We start from the raw sequence: 25,135 nt of genomic DNA, 5'->3' as shown, positions 1-25,135 counted from the left end.
GCGGCCTCCGGGACATGGGTGCACGGGGCACCGGCCGTCGGTGGGTGCCCGTAATTCGGATGAGCGCTGTCAGTGGTGAACCGTAGGCTCACCCCTGATGTCCACACCACATGCAGCCACCGAGGACCGGTCAGCCGTGCGTTCGTTGCTGCGGTTGTGGCCCTATGTACGACCGGTGCGAACGCGCCTGTTCAGCGCGGCTTTCGTCGCCGTCGTGGCCTCCTGTCTCGGCCTGGTCATCCCGCTCGTCCTGAAGTGGATCGTGGACGGCCCGGTGGCCGACCGCGATCCCGGCGGGGTGTGGCTCGGGGCGCTCGCCCTGCTGCTGCTCGGGATCGCCGAGGCCGTGCTGTTCGGCTTCCGGCGGTGGCTGGTGGCCCGGCCGCTGGCCGGGGTCGAGGCGTCGATGCGCGCCGATCTGTACCGGCATCTCCAGCGGCTGCCGGTGGCCTTCCACGACCGCTGGGCGTCGGGGCAGTTGCTCTCACGGGGCACCACGGACCTGATGCTGCTGCGGATGTTCCTCGCCTTCCCGCTGACCTTCCTGCTCGTCAACGCGACGACGATCCTGGTCGGCTATGTGATCCTGCTCGGCCAGGACTGGACGCTCGGGCTGGTGCTGATGGCGCCGATCGTGCCGCTGGTCGTGCTCTGTTCGTACTTCGAGTCGCGCTACGCCGTCGTCGCCCGACGGGCACAGGACCAGGTCGGCGATCTGACGACGGTGGTCGAGGAGAGCGTCCTCGGCATCCGCATCATCAAGGGCTTCGGCCGCCACCGCAGCCAGGCGCTCGCCTTCCGTGAGCTCTCGCAGCGGCTGCGCGGGACCGAGCTGGGCAAGGCCCGGCTGCTGGCCGGGATCTGGGCCCTGATCACCACCATCCCCGAGATCACCATCGGCGCCGCGCTGGTGCTGGGCACGGTCCAGGTCGCGGACGGCGGACTGTCGGCGGGCACCCTGGTGGCGTTCCTGTCGACGGCACTGGCGCTGCGCTGGCCCGTGGAGTCGATCGGATTTCTGCTGGCGATGAGCCAGGAGGCGGCCACGGCGACCGAGCGGTACTTCGAGGTGATGGACGCCGAGAGCGAGTCGCAGGTGCCCGCCGAGTCGGGTCCGCCGGCTGAGGGCGGGGAGGGACTGTGTTTCGAGGGCGTCGAGTTCCGCTACCCGGACGCGGCGGCCGACGCCCCACCGGTGCTGGCGCGCATCGATCTGCGGGTGCGGCCCGGCGAGACGATGGCTCTGGTCGGCGGGACCGGCAGCGGGAAGACCACGCTGACCGCGCTCGTCCCCCGGCTGCACGAGATCACGGGCGGCCGGATCACGCTCGACGGCGAGGACATCGCCGCGATGCCGCGGGAACGGCTGCGGGAGCTGGTGTCGGTGGCCTTCGAGGAGCCGACCCTCTTCTCCGCGAGCGTCGGCGAGAACGTCCTGATGGGCACGGACGGCGCGGGCGCACCGGAGCTGGAGCGGGCACTGGAGGTGGCACAGGCCGGCTTCGTCTCGTCCCTCCCGCACGGCCGGGACACCCAGGTCGGGGAACAGGGGCTGAGCCTGTCGGGCGGTCAGCGCCAGCGGCTCGCCCTGGCCCGTGCGGTGGTCGGCCGCCCCCGCTTCCTGGTGCTGGACGATCCGCTGTCGGCGCTGGACGTCCACACGGAGGCGCTGGTGGAGGCAGCGCTACGGCGCGTCCTCCAGGACACGACGGCCCTGGTGGTCGCCCACCGGCCCTCCACCGTGCTGCTGGCCGACCGGGTGGCGCTGCTGTCGCAGGGACGGATCGCCGCGGTGGGCACCCACCACGAACTGCTGCGTACGAACGCGGAGTACGCCTGGCTGATGTCGGGGGCCGACAGCGCGGCTCCCGGCCCCGAAGGCGCGCAGTCCTCCCACGCAACCGAGGCCTTGGACGACCGGCTCAGTGAAGGGAGCGCGCGATGACCGCGACCACGACGACGACCGCCGCCGGTTCCGCCGCAGGCGGCGCCCCCGTCGAGGGCGATCCCTTCGACCGGGACGACCTCCCGACGGCCAAGGGCGCGACCGGCGCCCTGCTGCGGTCGCTGCTCGCGCCGCACCGGGCGCGCGTCGTGCGGGTCGCCCTGCTCCTGCTGCTCCAGCAGGCCGCCGTGCAGGCCGGGCCGCTGCTCGTGGCGTACGCGATCGACCGCGGTGTGCCGGCCTTCCGGCGCGACGACTACGGGCCGCTGATCCTGGTGGCCGTCGGCTACGCGGTCTGCTCGTTCGGCGCGGGGCTGCTCCAGTACTCCTTCATCCGGGCGTCCGCCCGGGTCAACCAGGACGTCCTGCTGGATCTGCGCGGCCGTATCTTCCGGCACGCGCAGGCCCTCAGCGTCGACTTCCACGAGCGCTACACCTCGGGGCGGCTGATCTCCCGGTCGACCACCGACGTCGAGTCGCTGCGCGAACTGCTCGGCGAAGGGCTCCAGGAGCTCATCAACGTCATCCTCGCCTTCGTCTACATCTCCGTGATGCTGCTGTGGCTGGACCTCGGGCTCGGCGCGGTGGCCGTCGCCTCGTTCGTCCCGCTGTATCTGCTGGTACGGCTCTACCAGCGCCGGGCCAGGGCCATCTTCGCCCGCCGCTCCACCGCGATCGCCGCCGTCATCGTGAAGTTCGCCGAGACGATGAACGGCATCAGGCCGGTGCGGGCGTTCCGGCGCGAGCAGGCGAACGACGCCGCCTTCCGGCAGCTCAACGACCGCCACGGCCGGATCAACGGCGACTCGCTCCTGGAGATGGCGCGCTATGTCGTCGGCTCGCGGCTCGTCGCCAACACCGCTGTCGCCGGGATCGTGCTGTGGGGCGCGTACCGGGTCGCGGACGGGACGCTCGCGCTCGGTGTGCTGGCTGCGGCCGTGCTGTATCTGCGCCGGCTCTACGACCCGATCGACCGGCTGGGCATGTTCCTCAACTCGTACCAGTCCGCGGCCGCTTCGCTCCAGAAGATCGCGGGCCTGCTGGCCCAGGCGCCGTCGGTCCCGCAGGCCGCGGCGCCCCGCCCGCTGCCCGCCCTCGCCGGTGACCAGCCGGGCCGTGAGGTGGTGTTCGACGAGGTGCGCTTCGCCTATCGCACGGGCGGCGAGGTACTGCCCCGCTTCGATCTGACGATCCCCGCGGGCCAGACCGTCGCGGTCGTCGGCACGACCGGTGCCGGAAAGTCCACGCTGGCCAAGCTGCTGGCCCGGTTCTACGACCCGACGGACGGCCGGGTCCTCCTCGACGGCGTCGATCTGCGCGACCTGGCCACGCCCGAACTGCGGCGGGGTGTCGTGATGGTCACCCAGGAGGCGTTCCTCTTCTCCGGCACGGTCGCCGAGAACATCGCCGTCGGGCGCCCCGATGCCACCCGCGAGGAGATCGAGCGGGCGGCCCGGGCGATCGGCGCGCACGACTTCATCAGCGGCCTGCCGGACGGCTACGACACGGACGTCCGCAAGCGGGGCGGCCGCATCTCGGCAGGCCAGCGGCAGCTGGTGGCCTTCGCCCGGGCGCTGCTCGCCGACCCGTCGGTACTGATCCTCGACGAGGCGACGAGCTCGCTGGACATCCCGGGCGAGCGCGCGGTGCAGCGGGCGATGGACACGGTGCTGCACGGGCGTACGGCCGTGGTGATCGCGCACCGGCTGTCCACGGTGGAGATCGCGGACCGGGTGCTCGTGATGGAGCACGGCCGGATCGTCGAGGACGGCGCTCCGGCCGATCTCGTCGCGGGCACGGGCCGGTTCGCGGACCTCCACCGGGCGTGGCGGGACAGCTTGGTCTGAGGCGGTGTGGTGCGAACACGTCGGCACCGGGCCGATGCAGTCGTGGACGGACGCCGCCCGAGTCGGTCAGGGAAGCAGTTTGTTGACGGCCGCGGTGCCCTCTTCGGCCATCTTGCGCTCCGCCCACTTCAGGTTCGCGGGGGTGACGTCCCGTCCCGAAGCCAGCACCAGGTCCTCGGGCGTCACCTCGCCCTCGGCGCCGGTGCGCAGTCTCGCGTCGGGCGTCACATCGCCGGGTGACGGCCGCTGCGACTCGGATTCTGTACTCATGCTGCCTCCTTGTGTGCTCCATGGGGCGCGCGGCCCCCTGGGGCGTCCCCTCTCGGGGGTGCCGGCCGTCAGCGGCGGCCGGCGATGGTTTCCTCGACCCATGTGCGCAGGGTCGCGGCGGGCGCTGCGCCCGCTTGGCGGGCGATCACCTCTCCGTTGTCGAGCAGGAGCAGGGTCGGTACGGCTTGGACCTGGAACCGCTGGGCGATGCGGGGGGCCTGGTCGACGTCGACCTTGACGAGTTTGATCCGGCCGGCGAGTTCGTGGGCGACCTGCTCCAGAGCGGGGCTGACCATGCGGCAGGGGCCGCACCAGGTGGCCCACAGGTCCACGAGTACGAAGGGCGTGGCCTTCTCCGCGACCTCCGCGAAGTCGTCGTCGCCGGCGTCGGTGATCCAGGGCAGCTCGGCCCCGCACTTTCCGCACCGGGGGCGCCCGTCGGCGGACGCCGGCACGCGGTTCCTGCCGCCGCAGCGGGTGCAGGCGACCGTTCTGTTCGTGACCGCGGCCATCGGAGTCACGCGGCCTTCTGCACGTCGGTACGGTCGGACGCGCCGTAGGTGACGATCAGTTCGCCGTTCTGGGCGTCGACCCGGATGACCGATCCGTCCTGCACGTCACCGCGGATCAGGGCCCGGCCGATGAGCGTCTCGACCTCGTGGGAGATGTACCGGCGCAGCGGCCGGGCTCCGTAGACGGGGTCGAAGCCCTGCTGGGCGATGAGTTCGCGGGCTGGCTCGGTCAGGTGGACGGTGATCTGCCGCTCGGCCAGGCGCCGGCGCAGATCCTCGAACTGGAGCTCCACGATGTGCTTGATCTGGTCCATGCCCAGGGGCTTGAACAGCACGACGTCGTCGATGCGGTTGAGGAACTCGGGGCGGAAGTGGCTCTGCAGTTCGCCCATCACCAGGGCGCGTGCTTCGGGTTTGATCTCGCCGTCGGCGCTCACCCCGTCCAGCAGATGGGTCGATCCGAGGTTGGACGTCATGATGACGACCGTGTTGCGGAAGTCGACGGTGCGGCCCTGGGCGTCGGTGATGCGGCCGTCGTCGAGTACCTGGAGCAGGGTGTTGAACACATCGGCGTGCGCCTTCTCCACCTCGTCGAACAGGACCACGGAGTACGGCTTGCGGCGCACCGCTTCGGTGAGCTGGCCGCCTTCCTCGTAGCCGACGTATCCGGGCGGCGCTCCGACCAGCCGGCTCACGGTGTGCCGTTCCTGGTACTCGCTCATGTCGAGGCGGATCAGGCTCTCCTCGCTGTCGAACAGGGCGGCGGCGAGTGTTTTGGCCAGCTCGGTCTTCCCGACGCCGGTGGGGCCGAGGAAGACGAACGAGCCGATGGGCCGCCGCGGGTCGCGGATGCCGGCGCGGGCCCGGATGATGGCGTCGGTGACGAGCTTGACCGCCTCGTCCTGGCCCACCACCCGCTCGCCGAGGATCTCGTCCAGTCGCAGCAGCTTCTCGCGCTCGCCCTCCTGGAGGCGGGTGACGGGGATACCGGTCCAGGCGGCGACGATCTCGGCGATCTCGTCCTCGGTGACGACCTCGCGCAGCAGCCGGCTCTCGCCCTGCTTGGCCGCGAGTGCCTCCTCCTCGGCCGCCAGCCGCCGTTCCAGTTCGGTGAGCTGGCCGTAGCGCAGCTCGGCCGCGCGGTTGAGGTCGTAGGTCCGTTCGGCCTCCTCGGCGTCCTGGCGGACCTGTTCCAGTTCCTGCCGCAGTTCCTGCACACGCCGGATGGCCTGGCGTTCGGCCTCCCACTGGGCGTGCATCGCGTCGGACTCGGAGCGCAGGTCGGACAGTTCACGGCGCAGTTCGTCCAGGCGCTTGGCGCTCGCGGCATCGCTCTCCTTCTCCAGCGCCGCCGCCTCGATCTCCAGCCGGGTCACCCGGCGGGTGATCCCGTCGAGTTCGGCCGGCATGGAGTCGATCTCGGTCCGCAGCCGGGCGCAGGCCTCGTCGACCAGGTCGATGGCCTTGTCCGGCAGGAAGCGGTCGGAGATGTAGCGGTGGCTGAGCATCGCCGCGGCGACCAGCGCGGTGTCCTGGATCTTCACGCCGTGGAAGACCTCCAGGCGCTCCCGCAGTCCGCGCAGGATGGAGACGGTGTCCTCGACGCTCGGCTCGTCCACCACAACCTGCTGGAAGCGGCGTTCGAGCGCCGCGTCGGACTCCACGTACTTGCGGTACTCCTCCAGGGTGGTGGCGCCGATCATGTGCAGCTCACCGCGGGCCAGCATGGGCTTGAGCATGTTGCCCGCGTCCATGGCACCCTCGGCGCCGCCTCCCGCACCGACGACGGTGTGGAGTTCGTCGATGAACAGCAGGATCCGCCCCTCGCCGCCCTTGACCTCGCCAAGCACCGCCTGGAGGCGTTCCTCGAACTCACCGCGATACTTCGCGCCGGCCACCAGCGAACTCATATCGAGAGCGAAAATCGTCCTGTCACGCAGCCCGTCGGGCACATCACCACGGACGATCCGCTGCGCCAGACCCTCGACGATCGCGGTCTTGCCCACCCCCGGATCACCGATCAGGACAGGGTTGTTCTTCGTCTTACGGCTGAGGATCTGAATCACACGCCGGATCTCCTCGTCACGGCCGATCACCGGATCCATCCGGCCCGTCCGCGCCTCCGCGACGAGATCACGACCGTACTTCTCCAACGCCTCGTAAGAGCCCTCGGGCGTCGCCGAGGTGACGCGCTGGTTGCCGCGGATACGGGTCAGGGCGGACAGGAACCCGTCCTTCGTGACACCGTTCTCCGCGAGCAGACGTCCCGCAGCCGTCGCGGACCCCTCATCACCCAGCGCCAGGACGAGGTGTTCGACCGACACATACTCGTCCTTCAGCCGCTTCGCCTCCTCCTCGGCCACGTCCAGCAGCTTCGCCAGCCGCTGGGTGATGAACACCTGCCCCGGGGTGGCGCCGGGGCCGGTCACCTTCGGCCGACGCGCCAACTCCGCAGACAACGCCGAACGCAACGCCTCGGTATCCGCACCCGCCTGGTCGAACAGACGCGGAATCAGCCCATCCGGCTGATCGAGAAGGGCAAGCAGCAGATGCTCACCATCGACCTCGGTCTGATTCAACCGGCCGGCGATCGTCTGCGCCTCCTGCAAAGCCTCCTGCGACTTCTGCGTGAGCCGGTTCATATCCACGATTCATCCCTCCTCGAACTGGTGTTACTACGCCGCAACGCCTCCTCCAGCTCGGTGATCCGATCGAGCAGATCCAGAACCAGACCGATGGACGCGTAGTTGAGGGGAAGCCCGGCCCGCAACCGCTGGATACGGGCCAGGGTCGCCGGAGCGGTCGGCGGGAACCGGAGCTCTCCGCGGTCGTCACGGGTCGCCTCGACGAGGCCGAGGCTGACGAACCGCCGTACGAGGTCGGGGTGGAGACCCGAGCGCCGGGCGACGGTGTCCAGGCTGAGCCGGCGCACGGGCACCATCGCGTAGCTGCGGACCCGCACATCGAGGTGCTGTGCCGGGGCTGCCTCCGTGCGGCTCGCTCCCCCGGGTCCCGGGGCGGCTGCGGATCGCGGATCGTTGCTCATCCTGGCTTCCTCGGGTCGAAGGTGGACACGGCCGCCAGCTTCTCGAAGAGCTCGCGCTCCTCGTCGTCGAGCTCGGGCGGCACCATGATGCGGATCTCCGCGTAGAGGTCTCCGTCGGGGCCGCGCGGGTTGGGCATGCCCTCACCCCGCAGCCGCAGCCGCCGGCCGCTGGAGGAACCGGCGGGCACCGTGACCCTGGCCGATCCGGTGGGGGTGGGGACCGGCACCGTCGCGCCGAGGGCCGCCTCCCAGGGGGTCACCGGTACCGCGACGTGGATGTCCCGGCCCTCCAGCCGGAACTGCGAGTCCGGCTTGATCCGGACCCGCAGGAGCAGGTCGCCCGCCGGTCCGTCGCCGCTCCCCCGCCCCCCTTCCCCGGCCAGCCGGATGCGCTGACCGTCGACCACTCCGCGCGGGATGTTCACGTCATAAGTCCGCTGCCCGTCCGGACCGGCCAGGGTGATACTCCGGTGACCACCCCGGTACGCCTCCACCACGCCGAGCTCGATCTCCGCCTCCTGATCCGCCCCGGGGACCGGCCCGAAGCCCCCACCGCCGGCACCGCGCCCGAACATCCCGCCGAACAGGTCCTCGAAGTTGATGCCCGCATCGTCGAACCCCTGCCCGCCGCCGGTGCTGTAGCGGACCCGGCCGCCTCCACCCGGCCCGCCGTAAGGGCCGCCACGCGCGCCCGCGCCCGCCGCCACCCGCTCGTCGTAATCCTCCGGAATCTGCCGGAAGTTCTCACCGAAACGGTCATAGCGCTGCCGCATCTTGGGATCGGAGAGCACGCTGTACGCCTCGTTGATCTCCTTGAAACGCTCCTCGGACTGCGGGTCCTTGCTGATGTCGGGATGATGCTTGCGCGCCAGCTTGCGGAACGCCTGCTGGATCTCCTCGGAGTCCGCGTCCCGCCGCACCCCGAGCACGTCGTAGAAGTCCCGTGCCATGGAAGGCCTCACTCCTGCCGTTTGGCGACGATCACGGAGGCGGGCCGCAGTTGGCTGTCACCGGCGCCGTAGCCGGGGCGTACGACCTCGACGACCGTGTTCGGCTCGGCGCCCTCGGCCTCGACGACGCCGACGACCTCGTGCTCGGCCGGGTCGAAGGGCACCCCCGTCCTGTCGTCACGGGGATAGCCGAGGCGGGTCAGTACGTCGACGGCCTGGTCCCGTACGGCTCTGACGCCTTCCAGCACGGGTGAGGAGTCGGACCCGGCGTGGGCGAGGGCCAGTTCCAGATTGTCGAGAACGGGCAGCCAGGCCGCCGCGGTGCGGGCGCGCTCGGTGCCGCGTTCGCGTTCCAGCTCCCTGGCGTGGCGTTTGCGGAGGTTGTCCAGATCGGCGAGGGCCCGGTGCCAGCGGTCCCGGAGGTCGTCCAGCTCGGCGGCGCGGTCGTCCGCTTCCGGCCCCTGCGGTGACTCCGCGGGCTCCGGCCGGTCGGCGGACTGCGTCGGCGGGGTGGCGCCCATCTCCTCCGGGGGCGTCACCGGCCCCTGTTCGGTGGACATGACCGCACCTCAGCTCTTGTCGAATTCGGCGTCGATCACGTCGTCCTCGGATCCGCCGGGGCTCGCGGCGCCGGCGCCGGCCCGGTCCTGCCCGGATGCCTCCGCGCCCGCCGGCTGCGACGCCAGCGAGGCGTAGATCTGCTGGAGTTCGGAGGTCAGCGGCCTGACCTTGTCCACCGGCGCTGCCTGCTGCACCGCCTCGCGGGCCTCGGTGACGAGCATCTCGGCCCGTGCCTTCTCGTGCGCCGGTGCCGCGTCGCCCATCTCACCGAGGCGTCGTTCGACCTGGTACGCCACGGCGTCCAGCTCGTTGCGGGCGTCCACGGCCTCGCGCAGCGCCTGGTCCTCCCCGCGGTGCCGGTCGGCCTCCTGGACCATCCGCTCGACCTCGCTCTGGTCGAGGTTGGATCCCTCGCTGATGGTGATGCTCTGTTCCCTGCCGGTGTCCTTGTCGCGCGCGGTGACGTTCAGGATGCCGTTGGCATCGACGTCGAAGATGACCTCGATCTGCGGCTCGCCGCGCGGTGCGGGGCGGATGTCGGTGAGCTGGAAACGGCCCAGGACCCGGTTGTCCGCGGCGAGTTCGCGCTCGCCCTGGAGAACGACGATGTCGACTGCGGCCTGGTTGTCCTCGGCGGTGGAGAAGGTCTCCGTGCGGCGGACGGGGATCGTGGTGTTCCGCTCAATGATCTTGGTCATGACGCCGCCGCGGGTCTCCACACCCAAAGACAGCGGGATGACGTCGAGCAGCAGGACGTCCTGGACCTCTCCCTTGAGCACACCGGCCTGGATCGCGGCACCGAGAGCCACGACCTCGTCCGGGTTGACGCTCATGTTCGGGTCCTTGCCGCCGGTGAGGCGGCGGACCAGCTTCTGCACCGCCGGGATACGCGTCGATCCGCCGACCAGGATGACCTCGTCGATGTCGTTCTCACCGATCTTGGCGTCGGCCATCGCCTGCTTGACGGGTTCCAGGGTCCGCTCGACGAGGTCCGCCGTGATCTGCTCGAACGTGGACCGCATGACCGTCTCGGTGAGGTGCTTGGGGCCCTCGGCGTCCGCCGTGATGAACGGCAGGTTGACCTGGGTCTGGGTCACCGAGCTCAGTTCCGTCTTGGCCTTCTCCGCGGCCTCGAAGAGCCGCTGGAGTGCCTGCGGGTCCTTGCGCAGGTCGATGCCGTTGGACTGCTGGAAGTTGTCGGCCAGATAGTCGACGAGGCGGCGGTCGAAGTCGTCGCCGCCGAGGTGGCTGTCGCCGGAGGTGGAGCGCACTTCCACCACGCCGTCGCCGACGTCCAGGATGCTCACGTCGAAGGTGCCGCCGCCGAGGTCGAAGACCAGCACGGTCTCGTGCCCCTTCTTCTCCATCCCGTAGGCGAGGGCGGCCGCGGTCGGCTCGTTGATGATCCTCAGGACGTCGAGGCCCGCGATGCGGCCGGCGTCCTTGGTGGCGGTGCGCTGTGCGTCGTTGAAGTACGCGGGCACCGTGATGACGGCCTCGGTGATCTTCTCACCGAGCTGCTTGCTCGCGTCGTCGACGAGCTTGCGCAGCACCAGGGCGCTGATCTCCTCGGGCGCGTACAGCTTGTCGCGCACCTCGAAGCGGGCGACACCGCCCTCGCCCTCGACGACGTCGTAGGCGACGGCCTTGGCCTCGTCGGAGATCTCGTCGTAGTGGCGGCCGATGAACCGCTTGGCCGAGTAGATCGTCCCCTTGGGATTGAGGATTGCCTGGCGGCGGGCCAGCTGTCCCACCAGTCGCTCACCGCTGTCGGAGAAGGCGACGATGGAAGGCGTCGTGCGGGTGCCTTCCGCGTTCGGTACGACGGTCGGTTCGCCCCCTTCCCACACGGCTATCACCGAGTTGGTGGTGCCCAGATCGATTCCGACTGCCTTACCCATGAGGAACTCCTTCGCCTGGCACTTCCCGGCGTCCGCCCGTACCTGGGGGGCGTTTCTGTTGGAGGTGGGGCCGTGGGACGGCGTTCCGCGCGGTCCTGCCGTCACGCGGTGCGGTCACGCACCGACCCGTCTCGTGGTCACGTGGGCAGGCGGACGGCATCACTCCGTGCACCCGCCGGCGCGACGAACGGGCCCGGAGCACCGGCGCGGAGGGCATCACCGCTCGGCGCCTGCCCGCCCCCTTATCGTACCGAAAATGCCTAAATCGGATGAAATGCACAATTGCTGGCATGCCCGGTGTGGAGGACGGTATGCCCGGTGCCGCGAACGAGTTGGGCGGAGCGAGCCGCCCGGCGGGGCCCAGGACGCGTTACGGCGGGCCCGAGCCGTTCAGCCAGAAGGCTCCGTAGACGGCGCCTGCCGCGGTCAGCGTGGTCAGCGTCGCCCAGAGGCACGCGGGGCGTGACCGGGCGAGCACCACCGCGAGCGGCAGCAGCAGCGGAAAGGCCGGCATCAGGAGGCGCGGCTTCGAGCCGAAGTAGCCCGAGGCTCCCAGCGCCAGCAGCGTGACGACGGCCGAGTACACCACCAGAGCCACCGGCTGTCCCTGCCGCAGGCCGATCCGGTGCGGCCACGCGGCCAGCAGGAACAGCAGAACGACCACGACGGCGGTCACGACTCCCGAGTGGGCGAAGGACGAGAGGAAGCGGGCGAAGGCGATGCCTCCGTCGAAGCCGTTGCCCCAGCCCGCCTGCACATCGAGGTAGCCGAGCAGATGCCCCTGCCGGTGACCCACCCACAGGACGAAGCCCGCGGCGCCGAGCGGCGCGATCGCGCAGCCCACGGCCATGGCGGCAACCGGGTCCGGGAGCCGGCGCCGGGTGCGCAGACTGTCCGCCGTCGCCAGCAGCGCGGCGACGATGAGGGCGGCGCACACAGCCAGCCCAATGGGTCGCGTGAGGCCCGCGAGAAGGGACAGCAGTCCCGCGGTGATCCATCGTCCGGTGAGGACGGAGTACAGCGACCAGGCCGCGAGGGCGACGAAGAGGGACTCGCTGTACGCCATGGACTGGACGATCCCGACGGGCAGGGCCGCCCAGAGGCCCACCAGGACGAGGCCGGCCCGGGGGCCGTGGACATGGCTCGCCACGGCGTGGATCCCCCACGCGGCCGCCACCGAGGCCAGGGCGCTCACCACGAGTCCCGCGTCGGGCAGACTCAGCGGGCTGACCGCCGACAGGCCCTCCTCCAGCCAGGGCAGCAGCGGGAAGAAGGCCATGCCGGACAGGCTCCGCCCGTCGGGCGCCTGGAGGGTGAAGTCGTAGCCGTGCTCGGCGACGCGGGTGTACCAGAGCGAGTCCCAGCGCCTGCTCAGCAGGACGTGGGCGCTCTTGCCGGTGGACGCCGACCAGAGGACCAGGACGACGAGGCCGAGGGAGCGGATCGCGAGGTAGAGCGCGAGCGAGGGGCGGGCGGCGCGAAAGCTGTTCCGTAGCGCCGCCAGGCGGGCGGCGGCGAGGCCGCCGGGTGCGCGGAGCGACGGACGGGACGAGGTGATCGACATACAGCCTTCTGGGAGACGCCGTGGAGCGGGCAGGACGGACCATTGAACCGTGACCCGCCGCGGAGACCTATTCGACGGTGCGCGGGACCTCGCTCCCGCGGTGCGCGGACCGCCCGCTCGCGCCGTACGTGCACCGCCGTATGCGCACCACCCCCTCCGGCCACCCGTGCACCGTCCGCCTCTGCCCTGCACGGACCCGCCCACCTCCGCCGACGAGGCGCCGTCCACACACGTGACCCCCCGGGCAAGCACGCGGACGCGGAAGCCGCCTTGGTACGCAGCCGCCGCGACCCGCCCCCGCCCGCGTATGTGATCGTGGGCGGCATGACGAGTGACGTGACACCGGACCCGGCTCCGGAGACGGTGGTGGTGCCGGAGCTCTACGTCGGTTACCCCGGCGTGGCCTTCGGGGGCTTCGTGGCGGGGCTGCTCGCCGAACGGTCCGTCGCGGGCACCGTACGGGTCGACTTCCGCGGGCCCGTGCCCGTCGGGGTGCCGGTGCCGATCGCCGGAACGACGGGCGCCGGCTGGGCCCTGGGCCCCGCGGACATGCCGCTGGCGACGGCACGGCCCGCCGGACCCGACGACCGCCGCGACGATGCGCCGCCGGCACCCGGGTGGGACGAGGCGGTCGCCGCCACCGAGGCCTTCCGGGCGGCGCCGCCGCCGGGAATGGTCGACTGCTTCGGCTGCGGGCTGGACCGTACGCCCGACCGCGGACTGCGCCAGCACTGCACACCGGTCCCGGGCCGGGACGTCGTCGCCTGCGGCTGGATCCCCGACCCGGCGCTCGCGGACTCCGACGGGCTGCTGCCGCCCGAACTGGTGTGGGGCGCACTGGACTGCCCGGGGAACTGGGCGGGACGGCTGCTCGGGACCCAGCAGGCGGGGGCGGTGACGGCGTCCCTGACCGCCACCCTGCTACGGCCGGTGGCCGCGGCGGCGCCGCACGTCTCGTACGCCTGGCTGCGCGAGGAGTCGGGCCGCAAGCACACGATGGGGGTGGCCCTGGCGACGGCCGGGGGCGAGCTGTGCGCGGTCGCCGAGGCCCTGTGGCTGGATCCGCGACCGCGGGCCGCGTGACCCGCGGGCCCGCTGACCGCCTCCGGGCCGGGTGGGTCCGAAAGGACGCGATGAGGGGCGCGGAACGCGCCACACTTCGGGGCGTTCACCGTGGGCGGCGCGTACCCTCCGCCGGCCTGTCCGTTCGAACGGAACGCACACAGGTTTGATATCGGGATTATCGGCGGCTCAGGGCTTGTACGCCCGCCGGCCGGTGCCCTGGTGATGATCGACGAAACGTTCGCTTAACGAACATGACCAAACGGGCACCGGACGAAATCCGGCCAACTTGTTGACGCGGTCCTGACAGGACCCGTTCACCCCTGCGACTCTTCCCCCGATCCACGCACCACATGCTCCGCAGGCTCTGCCCGGACGACCCCACCCAGTCGTCCGGTACCCCCCTCGCAGAAGGAGTTCGCGTGAGACCCACGCCTCGCCGGCGCACCACAGCGACCGGAGCGCTCATAGCCACCGCGGCCCTCCTTGCCGTCGGATTCCAGGCCGGACCCTCGTCGGCCGATCCGGCGGCATCCGCCGTTCCGGCATCGGCGCAAGCAGGGAAGGCCGACCCCGGCGCCCTGCCGCTGAGCCTGAGCCCCGCCCAGCGCGCGGAGCTCATCCGCAAGCAGAGCGCCACCACGGCGGCCACGGCGGCCGAACTGGGCCTGACCGCCCAGGAGAAGCTCGTGGTCCGGGATGTCACCCAGGACCGCGACGGCACCACCCACACCCGCTACGAGCGCACCTACGCGGGCCTGCCGGTCCTCGGCGGCGACCTCGTGGTCGCCGAGAGCAAGGCCGGTGCCACCGAGTCGGTGACCAAGGCCTCGAAGACGGTCCTCAAGAACGTCGACACCAGCGCCGACGTGACGCCGGCCGCCGCGGAGAAGCAGGCGCTCGGTCTCGCCAAGGCCGAGGGCTCCACCAAGACCGACGCGGACCGCGCGCCGCGAAAGGTGGTCTGGCTGGCGCAGGGCAACAAGCCGGTCCTCGCGTACGAGACCGTCGTCGGCGGCCTCCAGCACGACGGCACTCCGAACGAGCTGCACGTCGTCACCGACGCCACCACGGGCACGAAGCTCTACGAGTGGCAGGCCGTCGAGAACGGCACCGGCAACACGCAATACAGCGGCCAGGTGACCCTCGGCAGCACGCAGTCCGGGTCCACGTACAACCTCACGGACGCCGGACGCGGCAGCCACAAGACGTACAACCTCAACCGGGGTACGTCGGGCACCGGCACGCTGTTCTCGGGTCCGGACGACGTCTGGGGCAACGGGCAGGCCTCCAACCTGGAGACCGCCGGCGCGGACGCCGCCTACGGTGCGGGTCTCACCTGGGACTACTACAAGAACGTGCACGGCCGTTCCGGCATCCGGGGTGACGGTGTCGGCGCGTACTCCCGCGTGCACTACGGCAACAACTACATCAACGCCTTCTGGCAGGACAGCTGCTTCTGCATGACGTACGGCGACGGCGCGGGCAACGCCAAGCCGCTCACGTCGATCGACGTCGCCGCGCACGAGATGACGCACGGCGTCACGGCGGCCACCGCGAAGCTCGTCTACAGCGGTGAGTCCGGCGGCCTCAACGAGGCGACGTCCGACATCTTCGCGGCGGCGGTGGAGTTCCACGGCAACAACGCCCAGGACAAGGGTGACTACCTCGTCGGCGAGAAGATCGACATCAACGGCGACGGCACCCCGCTGCGCTACATGGACAAGCCGAGCAAGGACGGCGCGTCCAAGGACGCCTGGTACTCGGGCATCGGCGGCATCGACGTGCACTACTCCTCGGGCCCGGCGAACCACTGGTTCTACCTGCTCTCCGAGGGCAGCGGCGCGAAGACCGTCAACGACGTGAACTACGACTCGCCGACCTCGGACGGGCTGCCGGTCACCGGCATCGGCCGGGAGAAGGCCGCGCTGATCTGGTACAAGGCGCTCACCACGAAGTTCAACTCGACGACGAACTACGCGGCGGCCCGTACCGGCACGCTCGCGGTCGCGACGGAGCTCTACGGCGCCACCAGCGCCGAGGTCAAGTCCGTGACCGACGCCTGGGCCGGCATCAACGTCGGCGCCCGTCCCGGCGGCGGCGACCCTGACCCGGGCGGCGTCTTCGAGAACAGTGCCGACGTCGCGATCCCGGACAACGGTGCCGCGGTCACCTCGACGGTCAACGTCACCGGCCGCACCGGCAACGCCCCGGCCGCGCTGAAGGTCGGCGTGGACATCATCCACACCTGGCGCGGCGACCTGGTCGTCGACCTGGTGGCGCCGGACGGCACGGTGTACCCGCTGAAGCCGTTCAGCTCCTCCGACTCGGCGGACAACGTCCAGACGACGTACACGGTCAACGCCTCCTCCGAGGCCGCGAACGGCGCCTGGAAGCTGCGGGTCCAGGACCGGGCGCGGCTGGACACCGGCTACATCAACAGTTTCAAGCTGACCTTCTGATCCTTCGGGGTCATCGGTCGCACAGCCGCCCGGGGTGGAATTCCACCCCGGGCGGTTTCGCGAGTCCGGCGCCTCGTGGACGGTCAGTTGGGGTTGCCGGCGTGGGTGAGCGTCTCCCAGCCGACGAACAGGTTGTTGGACCCGGCGGGCCGCTGCTGCTCGGTGAGGCGCTGGGTGTTGCTCATGTCGATGCCCATACGGGTGTGCAGGGCGTTGAAGCCGACCTCGGTGACCGGCCCCAGCTTGTCCTTGAGGCTGCCGTTGCAGAGAGTGCCGGGAACCGGGGTGCCGAGCTGGTACTTGGCGTGCAGCCCGAGCGCGTGCCGCAGCCGGTCGGCGATCTCGGGGTAGAGGTCCTGGCCCTGGATGCGGGTGGTCTCGGCGAAGTGCGAGATGGCAGAGAGCCCGTAGCCGGTGTGGGTCAGATCACGGCAGGTCTCCTGGCTGAGCCCGTCCATGAAGGTCGACTGGCCCTGCCAGTAACCGATGATCTTGTCCCGGGTGTTGAGGCCGGACCCCGGTGCCGTCTTCGGCAGCGCGCCGTCCGAGGCGATGTAGATGTACGCGGGCACCCGGCCGCGGAACGTGGTGACGGCCTTGTCGTACGCCGTGCGGTCCTCCAGGAAGACCGCGATGCCGATCGCGGCCTCCATCATGCTCAGCTCCCAGTTGCCGTTGGAGTGCGAGCCGTTGATGACCTCGGGCAGATAGACGGTGCGGAGCATGGTGCCGAAGCGCCCGGAGTTGGGCCAGGAGCTGTAGGTGTACTTGATGATCTCGGCGGCCCGCGGCCACGAGGAGCCCGCCCAGCCGGTCTGCAGCGGGGCGTTGCTGTTCGTGTGGTCCTTGATCACCGCGGACCAGGCGTCCATGATCTGGACGGCCTTGGCGGCGTAGCGGCTGTCACCGCTGATGTACCAGGCGAGCGAGAGGGTGTACGCGGCGATCGCGTCCTCGCGCTCGTCCGTGCAGCCGTTGTTGGGGTTGGAGTACGAGCCGCACTCGACGACCGCGCGGGGCTTGGCGGTACGGGAGAGCGAGGCGTACTTGCTGCCCATCATCTGGTCGTAGGCGCCCTTCCAGGGCTGGGCGTTCGCCTGGACCTTGGCCTTGACGAAGTCGAGCTGGGGGCGGCTGACGAGCACGCCGGGGTGGGTGAAGGCGGCCGGGGCCGCGGCCGCGGCGGCCGCCTTCGCGGTTCCTGCGGGGGCCTCCTTCACGGCGGAGGCCGGGGATATGAGGGTGGCGGCGAGCACGCCGGCCAGCACGGTGGACAGGGCGAGCGCGAGCGTTCGTGGCCTGCGCAGGGCATGGGAGGTGGATCCGGTGCGCATGGGGATGCCTTCCGGGTGGGGGGCTGCGGTCCAACTCGGTTCACTCATATGAACGTTGAGCGTGAGAGTGAACGCGATGGTGGATCAGGAAACTAAAGGCATCGCATGTGCACGTCAAGACACTGAGTTCACGCCATGAAGAAAGTGTGCCCGGCCGCGTCGCGGCCGGGCACACAGGACAAGCGCTCCCGAAGAAGCACGGGGGTCAGCGCATCAGCACGCCCGCGCCCTCCCCCGTGGCCTCCGTCGGGAGGGCCACCAGACCCAGGTCCGCACTCGCCGCGAGCAGCCGGTGCGCGGGCAGAATGCGGACCGTGTAGCCGAACGGGCCGGTGCGGTCCAGCGCGAGCGGACCCTCGTACACCCAGCGGCCCTCCAGATCCGGGCCGCTCGCCGGCTTCAGCGGGAAGGTCTGGGCGTCGGCGATCGCGTCGTCGGAGTCGACCCGGCCGGCCACCGCCTGCACCTCCACGTCGTCCGGCTCCAGATCACCGAGGGCGACCCGCACCCGCAGCCCGAGCGTGGCGCCCAGCTCCGCCGTGCCCTCGGACGCCGGCTGCTCCGACGCCTCCACATGGTCCACGGCGACCCGCGGCCACGAGGTCCGCACCCGCCGCTTCCAGGAGGCCAGTTCGCGTGCGGTCTCCGCGCCCATCGCCCGGTGGGCCCGGGCCGCCGGTGCGTACAGCCGCTCCACGTACTCGCGCACCATGCGCCCGGCCAGCACCTTGGGGCCGAGAGTGGTCAGCGTGCGGCGGACCATCTCGATCCACCGCGACGGCAGGCCCTGGTCACCGCGGTCGTAGAAGCGCGGCGCGACCCGGTTCTCGATCAGTTCGTAGAGGGCCGCGGCCTCCAGGTCGTCACGGCGGTCGTCGTCGGTGGCCGCGCCGTCCGCGGTGGGGATCGCCCACCCGAAGTCCGGCTCGAACCACTCGTCCCACCAGCCGTCCAGCACCGACAGGTTGAGGCAGCCGTTCAGCGCCGCCTTCATCCCACTGGTGCCGCAGGCCTCCAGCGGACGCAGCGGGTTGTTCAGCCAGACGTCGCAGCCCGGGTAGAGCTTCTGCGCCATGGCCATGCCGTAGTCGGGCAGGAAGACGATGCGGTGCCGCACCCGCGGGTCGTCCGCGAACCGCACCAGCTCCTGCACCAGCCGCTTGCCGCCGTCGTCCGCGGGATGGGCCTTGCCGGCCACCACGATCTGCACCGGCCGGGTGGGATGCAGCAGCAGCTCCATCAGCCGGTCGCGGTCGCGGAGCATCAGCGTGAGCCGCTTGTACGACGGCACGCGGCGGGCGAATCCGATGGTGAGCACGTCCGGGTCGAGGACGGTGTCGACCCAGCCCAGCTCCGCTCCGTCCGCGCCCCGCTGCCGCCAGGAGGCACGCACCCGCCGGCGCACCTCGGTCACCAGCTGCTCCCGCAGTTCGCGGCGGAGCCCCCAGATGTCGGCGTCGGGGATGTCGGCGACGGCGTCCCAGGGCCCGGTGTCGCCCACGGACAGGGCGTCGTCGGCGCGGCCGGCACCGATCTGGCGGGCGCCGAGCCGGAACACCTCGGGCGCCACCCAGGTGGGCGCGTGCACGCCGTTGGTGACGGAGGTGATCGGCACCTCCTCGGCGTCGAAGCCCGGCCACAGGCCCGCGAACATGCCGCGGCTCACGGCGCCGTGCAGGGTCGAGACCCCATTGGCGCGCTGGGCGAGCCGCAGTCCCATCACGGCCATGTTGAAGAGGTTGGGCTCGCCGCCCGGGTAGGTCTCCATGCCGAGCTGGAGGATCTTCTCGACCGGGACCTCCGGCAGTTCGGCGTGCTCGCCGAAGTGGCGGGCGACCAGCTCCCGGTCGAAGCGGTCGATGCCGGCCGGCACGGGGGTGTGCGTGGTGAACACGGTCCCGGCCCGCACCGCTTCGAGCGCCGCCTCGAAGTCCAGCTCCCTGCCGCCGTGCTCGGCACCCTGGCCCAGCTCGCGGATGCGCTCCAGACCGAGGAAGCCGGCGTGCCCCTCGTTGGTGTGGAACACCTCGGGTTCCGGGTGTCCGGTGAGCCGGCAGTACGTCCGCACCGCCCGCACTCCCCCGATGCCCAGCAGCATCTCCTGGAGCAGCCGGTGTTCGCTGCCGCCGCCGTACAGTCGGTCGGTGACGTCGCGCTCGCCGAGGCCGTTCTCCTCGACGTCCGAGTCGAGCATCAGCAGGGGCACCCGGCCGACGTGGGCGACCCAGATGTGCGCCCGCAGCGAGCCCCCGCCGGGCAGCGCGAGGGACACCCGCGCCGGGGTGCCGTCCTGTTCCCGCACCAGGGTGACCGGCAGCTCGTTCGGATCGAGCACCGGATAGTGCTCCAGCTGCCAGCCGTCGCGGGAGAGGGACTGACGGAAGTAGCCGTGGCGGTAGAGCAGTCCGACGCCGATCAGCGGTACGCCGAGGTCGCTCGCGGCCTTGAGGTGGTCGCCGGCGAGGATGCCGAGACCGCCGGAGTACTGCGGGAGCGCGGCGGTGACGCCGAACTCCGGCGAGAAGTAGGCGACGGCGGCGGGAAACTCCGGCCCGCCGTCGCCGGAGGTGCCGCTGTGCGTCTGGTACCACCTGCGTCCGTGCAGATAGTCGTCCAGTTCGGCGGCCGCGGCGGCCAGCCGGTGCAGAAAGGGTTGGTCCCCGGCCAGCTCCGCCAGCCGGGAGGCGGACACCGAGCCGAGCAGCCGCACGGGATCGCCTCCGGCCGCCCGCCACCCCGCGGGGTCGACGGCCTGGAAGAGGTCTCGGGTCTCGGTGTGCCAGGACCAGCGCAGATTGCGCGCGAGGTCGCTGAGCGGGCGGAGCGGTTCGGGGAGGACGGGGCGGACGGTGAATCGACGAATGGCCTTCACGGGTCCCACCTTCGCAGGGGAGGTACGCATCCGAGGGGACGCACGGCGGTGTGCGTCTCTCCGTCATGCACGACGTTAGCCGCACCCCGCCCTCCACAACCACGGCGCGCGGAGCCCGGTGGATGCCCGCCGGGGCATTCAGCGCCGGGCGCGCACCGTGGGGCCGTAGGGGGAGCCGAGGCTGACCGTGGCGACCGGGTCCGGGTGCAGGGCGAGGACGTGGGCGAGAGCGCGGCCGTCGACGACCGACCGCGTCGCACCGTGGGAGCCGATGGGGTGCATGGCGTGGGCGGCGTCCTCGATCAGGGTCGTACGGCCGTGCGACCCGCGTTCGACCGATTCGCGGGAACCGACGCAGGCTTTCGGCCAGGGTCCGGGCCGTTCGGCGCGGTGGGTGCCGGTGGAGCACGGCGTGTTCGAACAGGGCCTCGCCCAGATCCTGGGTGCCGCCTCGGCGGCCGGGGCCGCCGGGATCCACCCCTGCATGGCCGCCGCGGTGGAACCCGCTCCGATGAGGGGTGATGACGGTGCGTCGGGGGCCGCCCCGTCGCTGAAACCGGCGCCCGTCGACGAGTGGACGGTCCGTCAGCCGTGGCGGACGTGGCCGGGCGAGCCGTCGTGAACGGGCGGCCCGAACCGGGCCGGGGAACCTGGACCGCGCCCTAGCCGGAATCGAACGGAGTGCGAACGGGGTGCGGGTGGTCACGCGATGCGTGGGCACCCGCACCCCGATCCGCCGATTCGTTTCCCTTGTGCAGCCACCTACGTCCTAGTAGTTAACAAACCACCGGATTGCCCACCCGAAAAGCGTGGGAAGGCTCACCCGGTACGTGCGCGACCGCACTCCCTGAGCGACAGGTTTCAGCCCACCCGAGTGAACGCGGACAGGAGCGGCCATGCCCGCAGCACGCCAGCCGTCGACTGACCAGCTACAAAGAACAGGCAAAGCAGGAATTAGTAGACAATCCGCTCAATCTGTCCTGTCCGAACAGCCCTCAGGTGAGCCCATGATCGGTCGCATCCCTGTCCTGGACGTCAGTCCCCAAGTCGACTGCGGGAGGAGGCCCGCCAAAGCGGTCGTCGGCGAGACCTTCCAGGTCGCCGCCACCGTCTTCCGCGAAGGACACGACGCGGTCGCCGCCAATGTCGTGCTGCGAGACCCCAGCGGCCGCCCCGGCCCCTGGACCCCCATGCGGGAGCTCGCGCCCGGCACCGACCGCTGGGGCGCCGACATCACCCCGGACACGGAGGGCCGCTGGAGCTACGCCGTCGAGGCCTGGAGCGACCCGGTGGCCACCTGGCGCCACCAGGCCGGCATCAAGGTCCCCGCCGGCATCGACACCGCGCTCGTACTGGCGGAGGGCGCCGAGCTGTACGAGCGGGCAGCGGCCGGCGTGCCCAAGGGCGACGGGCGCGAGGCCGTGCTCGCCGCCGTCGACGCCCTGCGCGACACCTCGCGCTCGTCGGCCGCCCGGCTGGCCGCCGCCCTGGCCCCGGACGCCGCCGCGGCGCTCTCCCGTCATCCCTTGCGTGAACTGGTCACCATCTCCCGCCCGTTGTCCCTGCTGGTGGAGCGCAGGCGGGCCCTGTTCGGTTCCTGGTACGAGCTGTTCCCGCGCTCGGAGGGAGCCCGGGTCACCGAGGACGGCCCGCCCGTCTCCGGCACCTTCCGGACCGCCGCCGAACGGCTGCCCGCCGTCGCCGCCATGGGCTTCGACGTGGTCTATCTGCCGCCGGTGCACCCCATCGGGACCACCTTCCGCAAAGGGCCCAACAACACCCTCTCCCCCGGCCCCCACGACGTCGGTGTCCCGTGGGCCATCGGCTCCGCGGACGGCGGCCACGACGCGCTCCACCCCGACCTCGGCACCTTCGAGGACTTCGACCACTTCGTCGAGACAGCGCGCGGTCTGCGCATGGAGATCGCCCTCGACTTCGCGCTCCAGTGCTCGCCCGACCACCCCTGGGTGACCGAGCACCCCGAGTGGTTCCACCACCGCGCCGACGGCTCGATCGCGTACGCCGAGAACCCGCCGAAGAAGTACCAGGACATCTACCCGATCGCGTTCGACCAGGACATGCGCGGACTCGTCCAGGAAACGCTCAGAGTGCTGCGTTTCTGGATGGAACACGGTGTACGGATCTTCCGCGTGGACAACCCTCACACCAAGCCCGTCGTCTTCTGGGAAAAGGTGATCGCGGACATCAACCGGACCGATCCGGACGTGATCTTCCTGGCCGAGGCGTTCACCCGGCCGGCGATGATGCACACCCTGGGGGCCATCGGCTTCCAGCAGTCGTACACCTACTTCACCTGGCGTACCGGCAAGCAGGAGCTCACCGACTACCTCACCGAGCTCTCCGGCGACGCCGCCTCGTACATGCGCCCCAATTTCTTCGTGAACACCCCCGACATCCTCCACGCCTACCTCCAAAAGGGCGGCCGTCCGGCCTTCGAGGTGCGTGCGGTGCTCGCGGCGACGCTGTCGCCCAGCTGGGGTGTGTACGCCGGCTACGAGCTCTGCGAGAGCGCGCCGGTGCGGGAGGGCAGCGAGGAGTACCTGCACTCGGAGAAGTACCAACTCAGGCCCCGGGACTGGGAGTCGGCCGAGCGCGAGGGCCGCTCCATCGCCCCGCTCATCACCAAGCTCAACCGGATCAGACGGCGCCACGGCGCCCTCCAGCAGTTGCGCGACATCCACTTCCACCCCGTCGACAACGACGCGGTGATCGCCTACTCGAAGAAGTCCGGTCCGAACCCGGGCGACACCGTGATCGTGATCGCCAACCTCGACCCCCACCACACCCAGGAGGCAACGGTCTCGTTGGACATGCCGCAACTCGGACTCGGCTGGCACGAGACCGTACCGGTGCGCGACGAGCTCACCGGCGAGACCTATCACTGGGGCAGATCCACCTATGTGCGCCTCGAGCCGGGCAGCACGCCCGCGCACATCGTCGTTCTGCGACCGTCCCCGCCGATCGGAGGGTCACCCACATCATGATCGTCAATGAGCCCGTCCACGACACGTTCGAGGACACTCCCGCCAAGGACCGCGATCCCGACTGGTTCAAACGGGCCGTGTTCTACGAAGTCCTCGTGCGGTCCTTCCAGGACAGCAACGGCGACGGCATCGGCGACCTCAAGGGCATCACCGCCAAACTGGACTATCTGCAATGGCTGGGGGTCGACTGCCTCTGGCTGCCGCCGTTCTTCAAATCCCCTCTGCGGGACGGCGGTTACGACGTCTCCGACTACACGTCGGTCCTCCCCGACTTCGGGGACCTCGCCGACTTCGTCGAGTTCGTGGACGCCGCCCACCAGCGCGGTATGCGGGTCATCATCGACTTCGTCATGAACCACACCAGCGACCAGCACGAGTGGTTCCAGGAGTCCCGCCGCGATCCCGACGGCCCTTACGGCGACTACTACGTCTGGGCCGACGACGACAAGCAGTACCAGGACGCGCGGATCATCTTCGTCGACACCGAGACGTCCAACTGGACCTTCGACCCGGTCCGCAAGCAGTACTACTGGCACCGCTTCTTCTCCCACCAGCCGGATCTCAACTACGAGAACCCGGCGGTGCAGGAGGAGATCATCTCGGCGCTGCGGTTCTGGCTCGACCTGGGGATCGACGGCTTCCGGCTGGACGCCGTGCCGTACCTGTACCAGGAGGAGGGCACCAACTGCGAGAACCTCCCCGCCACGCACACGTTCCTCAAGCGGGTGCGCAAGGAGATCGACGCGCACTACCCGGACACGGTGCTCCTGGCGGAGGCCAACCAGTGGCCGGAGGACGTCGTCGACTACTTCGGCGACTTCCCGGCGGGCGGCGACGAATGCCACATGGCGTTCCACTTCCCGGTGATGCCGCGGATCTTCATGGCGGTACGGCGTGAGTCCCGCTACCCGGTCTCGGAAATCCTGGCCAAGACGCCGGCGATCCCGCAGAACTGCCAGTGGGGCATCTTCCTGCGCAACCACGACGAGCTCACGCTCGAGATGGTCACGGACGAAGAACGCGACTACATGTACGCCGAGTACGCCAAGGACCCGCGGATGCGGGCCAACATCGGCATCCGTCGGCGACTCGCGCCGCTCCTGGACAACGACCGCAACCAGATCGAGCTCTTCACCGCTCTGCTGCTGTCGCTGCCCGGCTCGCCGATCCTGTACTACGGCGACGAGATCGGGATGGGCGACAACATCTGGCTCGGCGACCGGGACGCGGTGCGCACGCCGATGCAGTGGACCCCCGACCGGAACGCGGGCTTCTCCTCCTGCGACCCCGGACGGCTCTATCTGCCGACCATCATGGACCCGGTCTACGGCTACCAGGTCACCAACGTCGAGGCGTCGATGAGCAGCCCTTCCTCGCTGCTCCACTGGACCCGCCGCATGATCGAGATCCGCAAGCAGAACCCCGCCTTCGGACTCGGCGTCTACACCGAACTGCCTTCGTCGAATCCGGCGGTGCTCGCCTTCACCCGCGAGTACAAGGACGACCTCGTGCTGTGCGTGCACAACTTCTCGCGGTTCGCGCAGCCCACCGAGCTCGACCTGCGGCAGTTCGGCGGACGGCATCCCGTCGAGCTCATCGGCGGAGTGCGGTTCCCGGCCATCGGCCAGTGGCCGTATCTGCTCACTCTCGCGGGCCACGGCTTCTACTGGTTCAGGCTCAGGAAGGACGCGGCGGCAGCCTGATGCCCAGGTAACGAGAGGTACCTCCTGCGGGGCGGTTTCCCCCGTCCCGCACCGGGCACTCTCCCCTTCATCCCCGCGCGCCGCCGGACAGCCACTGCTGT

The 25,135-nt window shown here is 70.6% G+C and carries 17 protein-coding genes; 6 read left to right on the top strand and 11 right to left on the bottom strand.

From position 1 onward, the window contains the following. Positions 1-97: 97 nt before the first annotated feature. Together ACQPWZ_RS25435 and ACQPWZ_RS25430 are read left to right on the top strand one after the other, a co-directional pair. Positions 98-1,945 carry an ABC transporter ATP-binding protein gene (locus ACQPWZ_RS25435; RefSeq protein ID WP_433572463.1) on the top strand — a complete coding sequence of 616 codons (1,848 nt, stop codon included), beginning with the start codon at positions 98-100 and terminating at the stop codon, positions 1,943-1,945. Beyond that, positions 1,942-3,792: an ABC transporter ATP-binding protein gene (locus ACQPWZ_RS25430; protein WP_433572462.1), complete on the top strand. Its 1,851-nt coding sequence runs from the start codon at positions 1,942-1,944 to the stop codon at positions 3,790-3,792. The genes ACQPWZ_RS25435 and ACQPWZ_RS25430 overlap by 4 nt, the downstream gene beginning before the upstream one ends. 66 nt (positions 3,793-3,858) lie before the next feature. Here the strand turns inward: ACQPWZ_RS25430 and ACQPWZ_RS25425 are convergent, their stop codons facing one another. The 8 genes from ACQPWZ_RS25425 to ACQPWZ_RS25390 form a co-directional block, all read right to left on the bottom strand. Further along, positions 3,859-4,062, bottom strand: a complete 204-nt coding sequence (locus ACQPWZ_RS25425) for a hypothetical protein (RefSeq protein WP_356698960.1) — start codon at positions 4,060-4,062, stop codon at positions 3,859-3,861. A gap of 68 nt (positions 4,063-4,130) precedes the next feature. Further along, positions 4,131-4,574, bottom strand: a complete 444-nt coding sequence (gene trxA / locus ACQPWZ_RS25420) for a thioredoxin (RefSeq protein WP_340478005.1) — start codon at positions 4,572-4,574, stop codon at positions 4,131-4,133. A 5-nt stretch (positions 4,575-4,579) separates the two neighbouring features. Continuing rightward, positions 4,580-7,222, bottom strand: coding sequence for an ATP-dependent chaperone ClpB (clpB, locus tag ACQPWZ_RS25415; protein WP_433572461.1), 2,643 nt, complete (start codon positions 7,220-7,222; stop codon positions 4,580-4,582). Then, positions 7,213-7,620, bottom strand: a complete 408-nt coding sequence (locus ACQPWZ_RS25410) for a chaperone modulator CbpM (protein ID WP_433572460.1) — start codon at positions 7,618-7,620, stop codon at positions 7,213-7,215. The genes clpB and ACQPWZ_RS25410 overlap by 10 nt, the downstream gene beginning before the upstream one ends. Further along, the gene (locus tag ACQPWZ_RS25405) at positions 7,617-8,570 is read right to left on the bottom strand and encodes a DnaJ C-terminal domain-containing protein (protein WP_433572459.1); all 954 of its coding nucleotides are present in this window, start codon (positions 8,568-8,570) and stop codon (positions 7,617-7,619) included. Before ACQPWZ_RS25405 ends, ACQPWZ_RS25410 begins: the two co-directional genes overlap by 4 nt. A gap of 8 nt (positions 8,571-8,578) precedes the next feature. Then, positions 8,579-9,130, bottom strand: coding sequence for a nucleotide exchange factor GrpE (locus tag ACQPWZ_RS25400; RefSeq protein WP_433572458.1), 552 nt, complete (start codon positions 9,128-9,130; stop codon positions 8,579-8,581). A 9-nt stretch (positions 9,131-9,139) separates the two neighbouring features. After that, positions 9,140-11,032, bottom strand: coding sequence for a molecular chaperone DnaK (gene dnaK / locus ACQPWZ_RS25395; protein WP_433572457.1), 1,893 nt, complete (start codon positions 11,030-11,032; stop codon positions 9,140-9,142). Between the two features lie 370 nt (positions 11,033-11,402). Next, complete coding sequence (locus ACQPWZ_RS25390; protein WP_433572456.1) at positions 11,403-12,596, bottom strand: hypothetical protein; 1,194 nt, start codon at positions 12,594-12,596, stop codon at positions 11,403-11,405. Positions 12,597-12,920: 324 nt separating this feature from the next. Between ACQPWZ_RS25390 and ACQPWZ_RS25385 the strand changes: the two genes are divergently transcribed. Then, positions 12,921-13,679: a hypothetical protein gene (locus ACQPWZ_RS25385; RefSeq protein ID WP_433572455.1), complete on the top strand. Its 759-nt coding sequence runs from the start codon at positions 12,921-12,923 to the stop codon at positions 13,677-13,679. A gap of 401 nt (positions 13,680-14,080) precedes the next feature. Further along, positions 14,081-16,120, top strand: a complete 2,040-nt coding sequence (locus ACQPWZ_RS25380) for a M4 family metallopeptidase (RefSeq protein WP_383234708.1) — start codon at positions 14,081-14,083, stop codon at positions 16,118-16,120. 83 nt (positions 16,121-16,203) lie between these two features. On the opposite strand, the gene ACQPWZ_RS25375 is transcribed toward ACQPWZ_RS25380, so the two are convergent. The 3 genes from ACQPWZ_RS25375 to ACQPWZ_RS25365 form a co-directional block, all read right to left on the bottom strand. Beyond that, the gene (locus ACQPWZ_RS25375) at positions 16,204-17,454 is read right to left on the bottom strand and encodes an alginate lyase family protein (RefSeq protein WP_433572454.1); all 1,251 of its coding nucleotides are present in this window, start codon (positions 17,452-17,454) and stop codon (positions 16,204-16,206) included. Positions 17,455-17,659: 205 nt separating this feature from the next. Next, positions 17,660-20,326, bottom strand: coding sequence for an alpha-glucan family phosphorylase (gene glgP / locus ACQPWZ_RS25370; protein WP_433572453.1), 2,667 nt, complete (start codon positions 20,324-20,326; stop codon positions 17,660-17,662). Between the two features lie 138 nt (positions 20,327-20,464). Further along, a complete protein-coding gene (locus ACQPWZ_RS25365) occupies positions 20,465-20,812 on the bottom strand; it encodes an FAD-dependent monooxygenase (RefSeq protein WP_433572452.1) in 348 nt (115 codons plus the stop codon). Between the two features lie 521 nt (positions 20,813-21,333). Between ACQPWZ_RS25365 and ACQPWZ_RS25360 the strand changes: the two genes are divergently transcribed. Then, positions 21,334-23,331 carry an alpha-1,4-glucan--maltose-1-phosphate maltosyltransferase gene (locus tag ACQPWZ_RS25360; protein ID WP_340475511.1) on the top strand — a complete coding sequence of 666 codons (1,998 nt, stop codon included), beginning with the start codon at positions 21,334-21,336 and terminating at the stop codon, positions 23,329-23,331. Then, complete coding sequence (treS, locus tag ACQPWZ_RS25355) at positions 23,328-25,034, top strand: maltose alpha-D-glucosyltransferase (RefSeq protein ID WP_313943990.1); 1,707 nt, start codon at positions 23,328-23,330, stop codon at positions 25,032-25,034. The genes ACQPWZ_RS25360 and treS overlap by 4 nt, the downstream gene beginning before the upstream one ends. Positions 25,035-25,135 lie beyond the last annotated feature (101 nt).

It is taken from the genome of Streptomyces sp. CA-251247 (assembly GCF_050952975.1).
GTDB lineage: Bacteria > Actinomycetota > Actinomycetes > Streptomycetales > Streptomycetaceae > Streptomyces > Streptomyces achmelvichensis.
The sequence above is the reverse complement of the archived record's forward strand: the minus strand, read 5'-3'. Positions and strand labels throughout refer to the sequence as shown.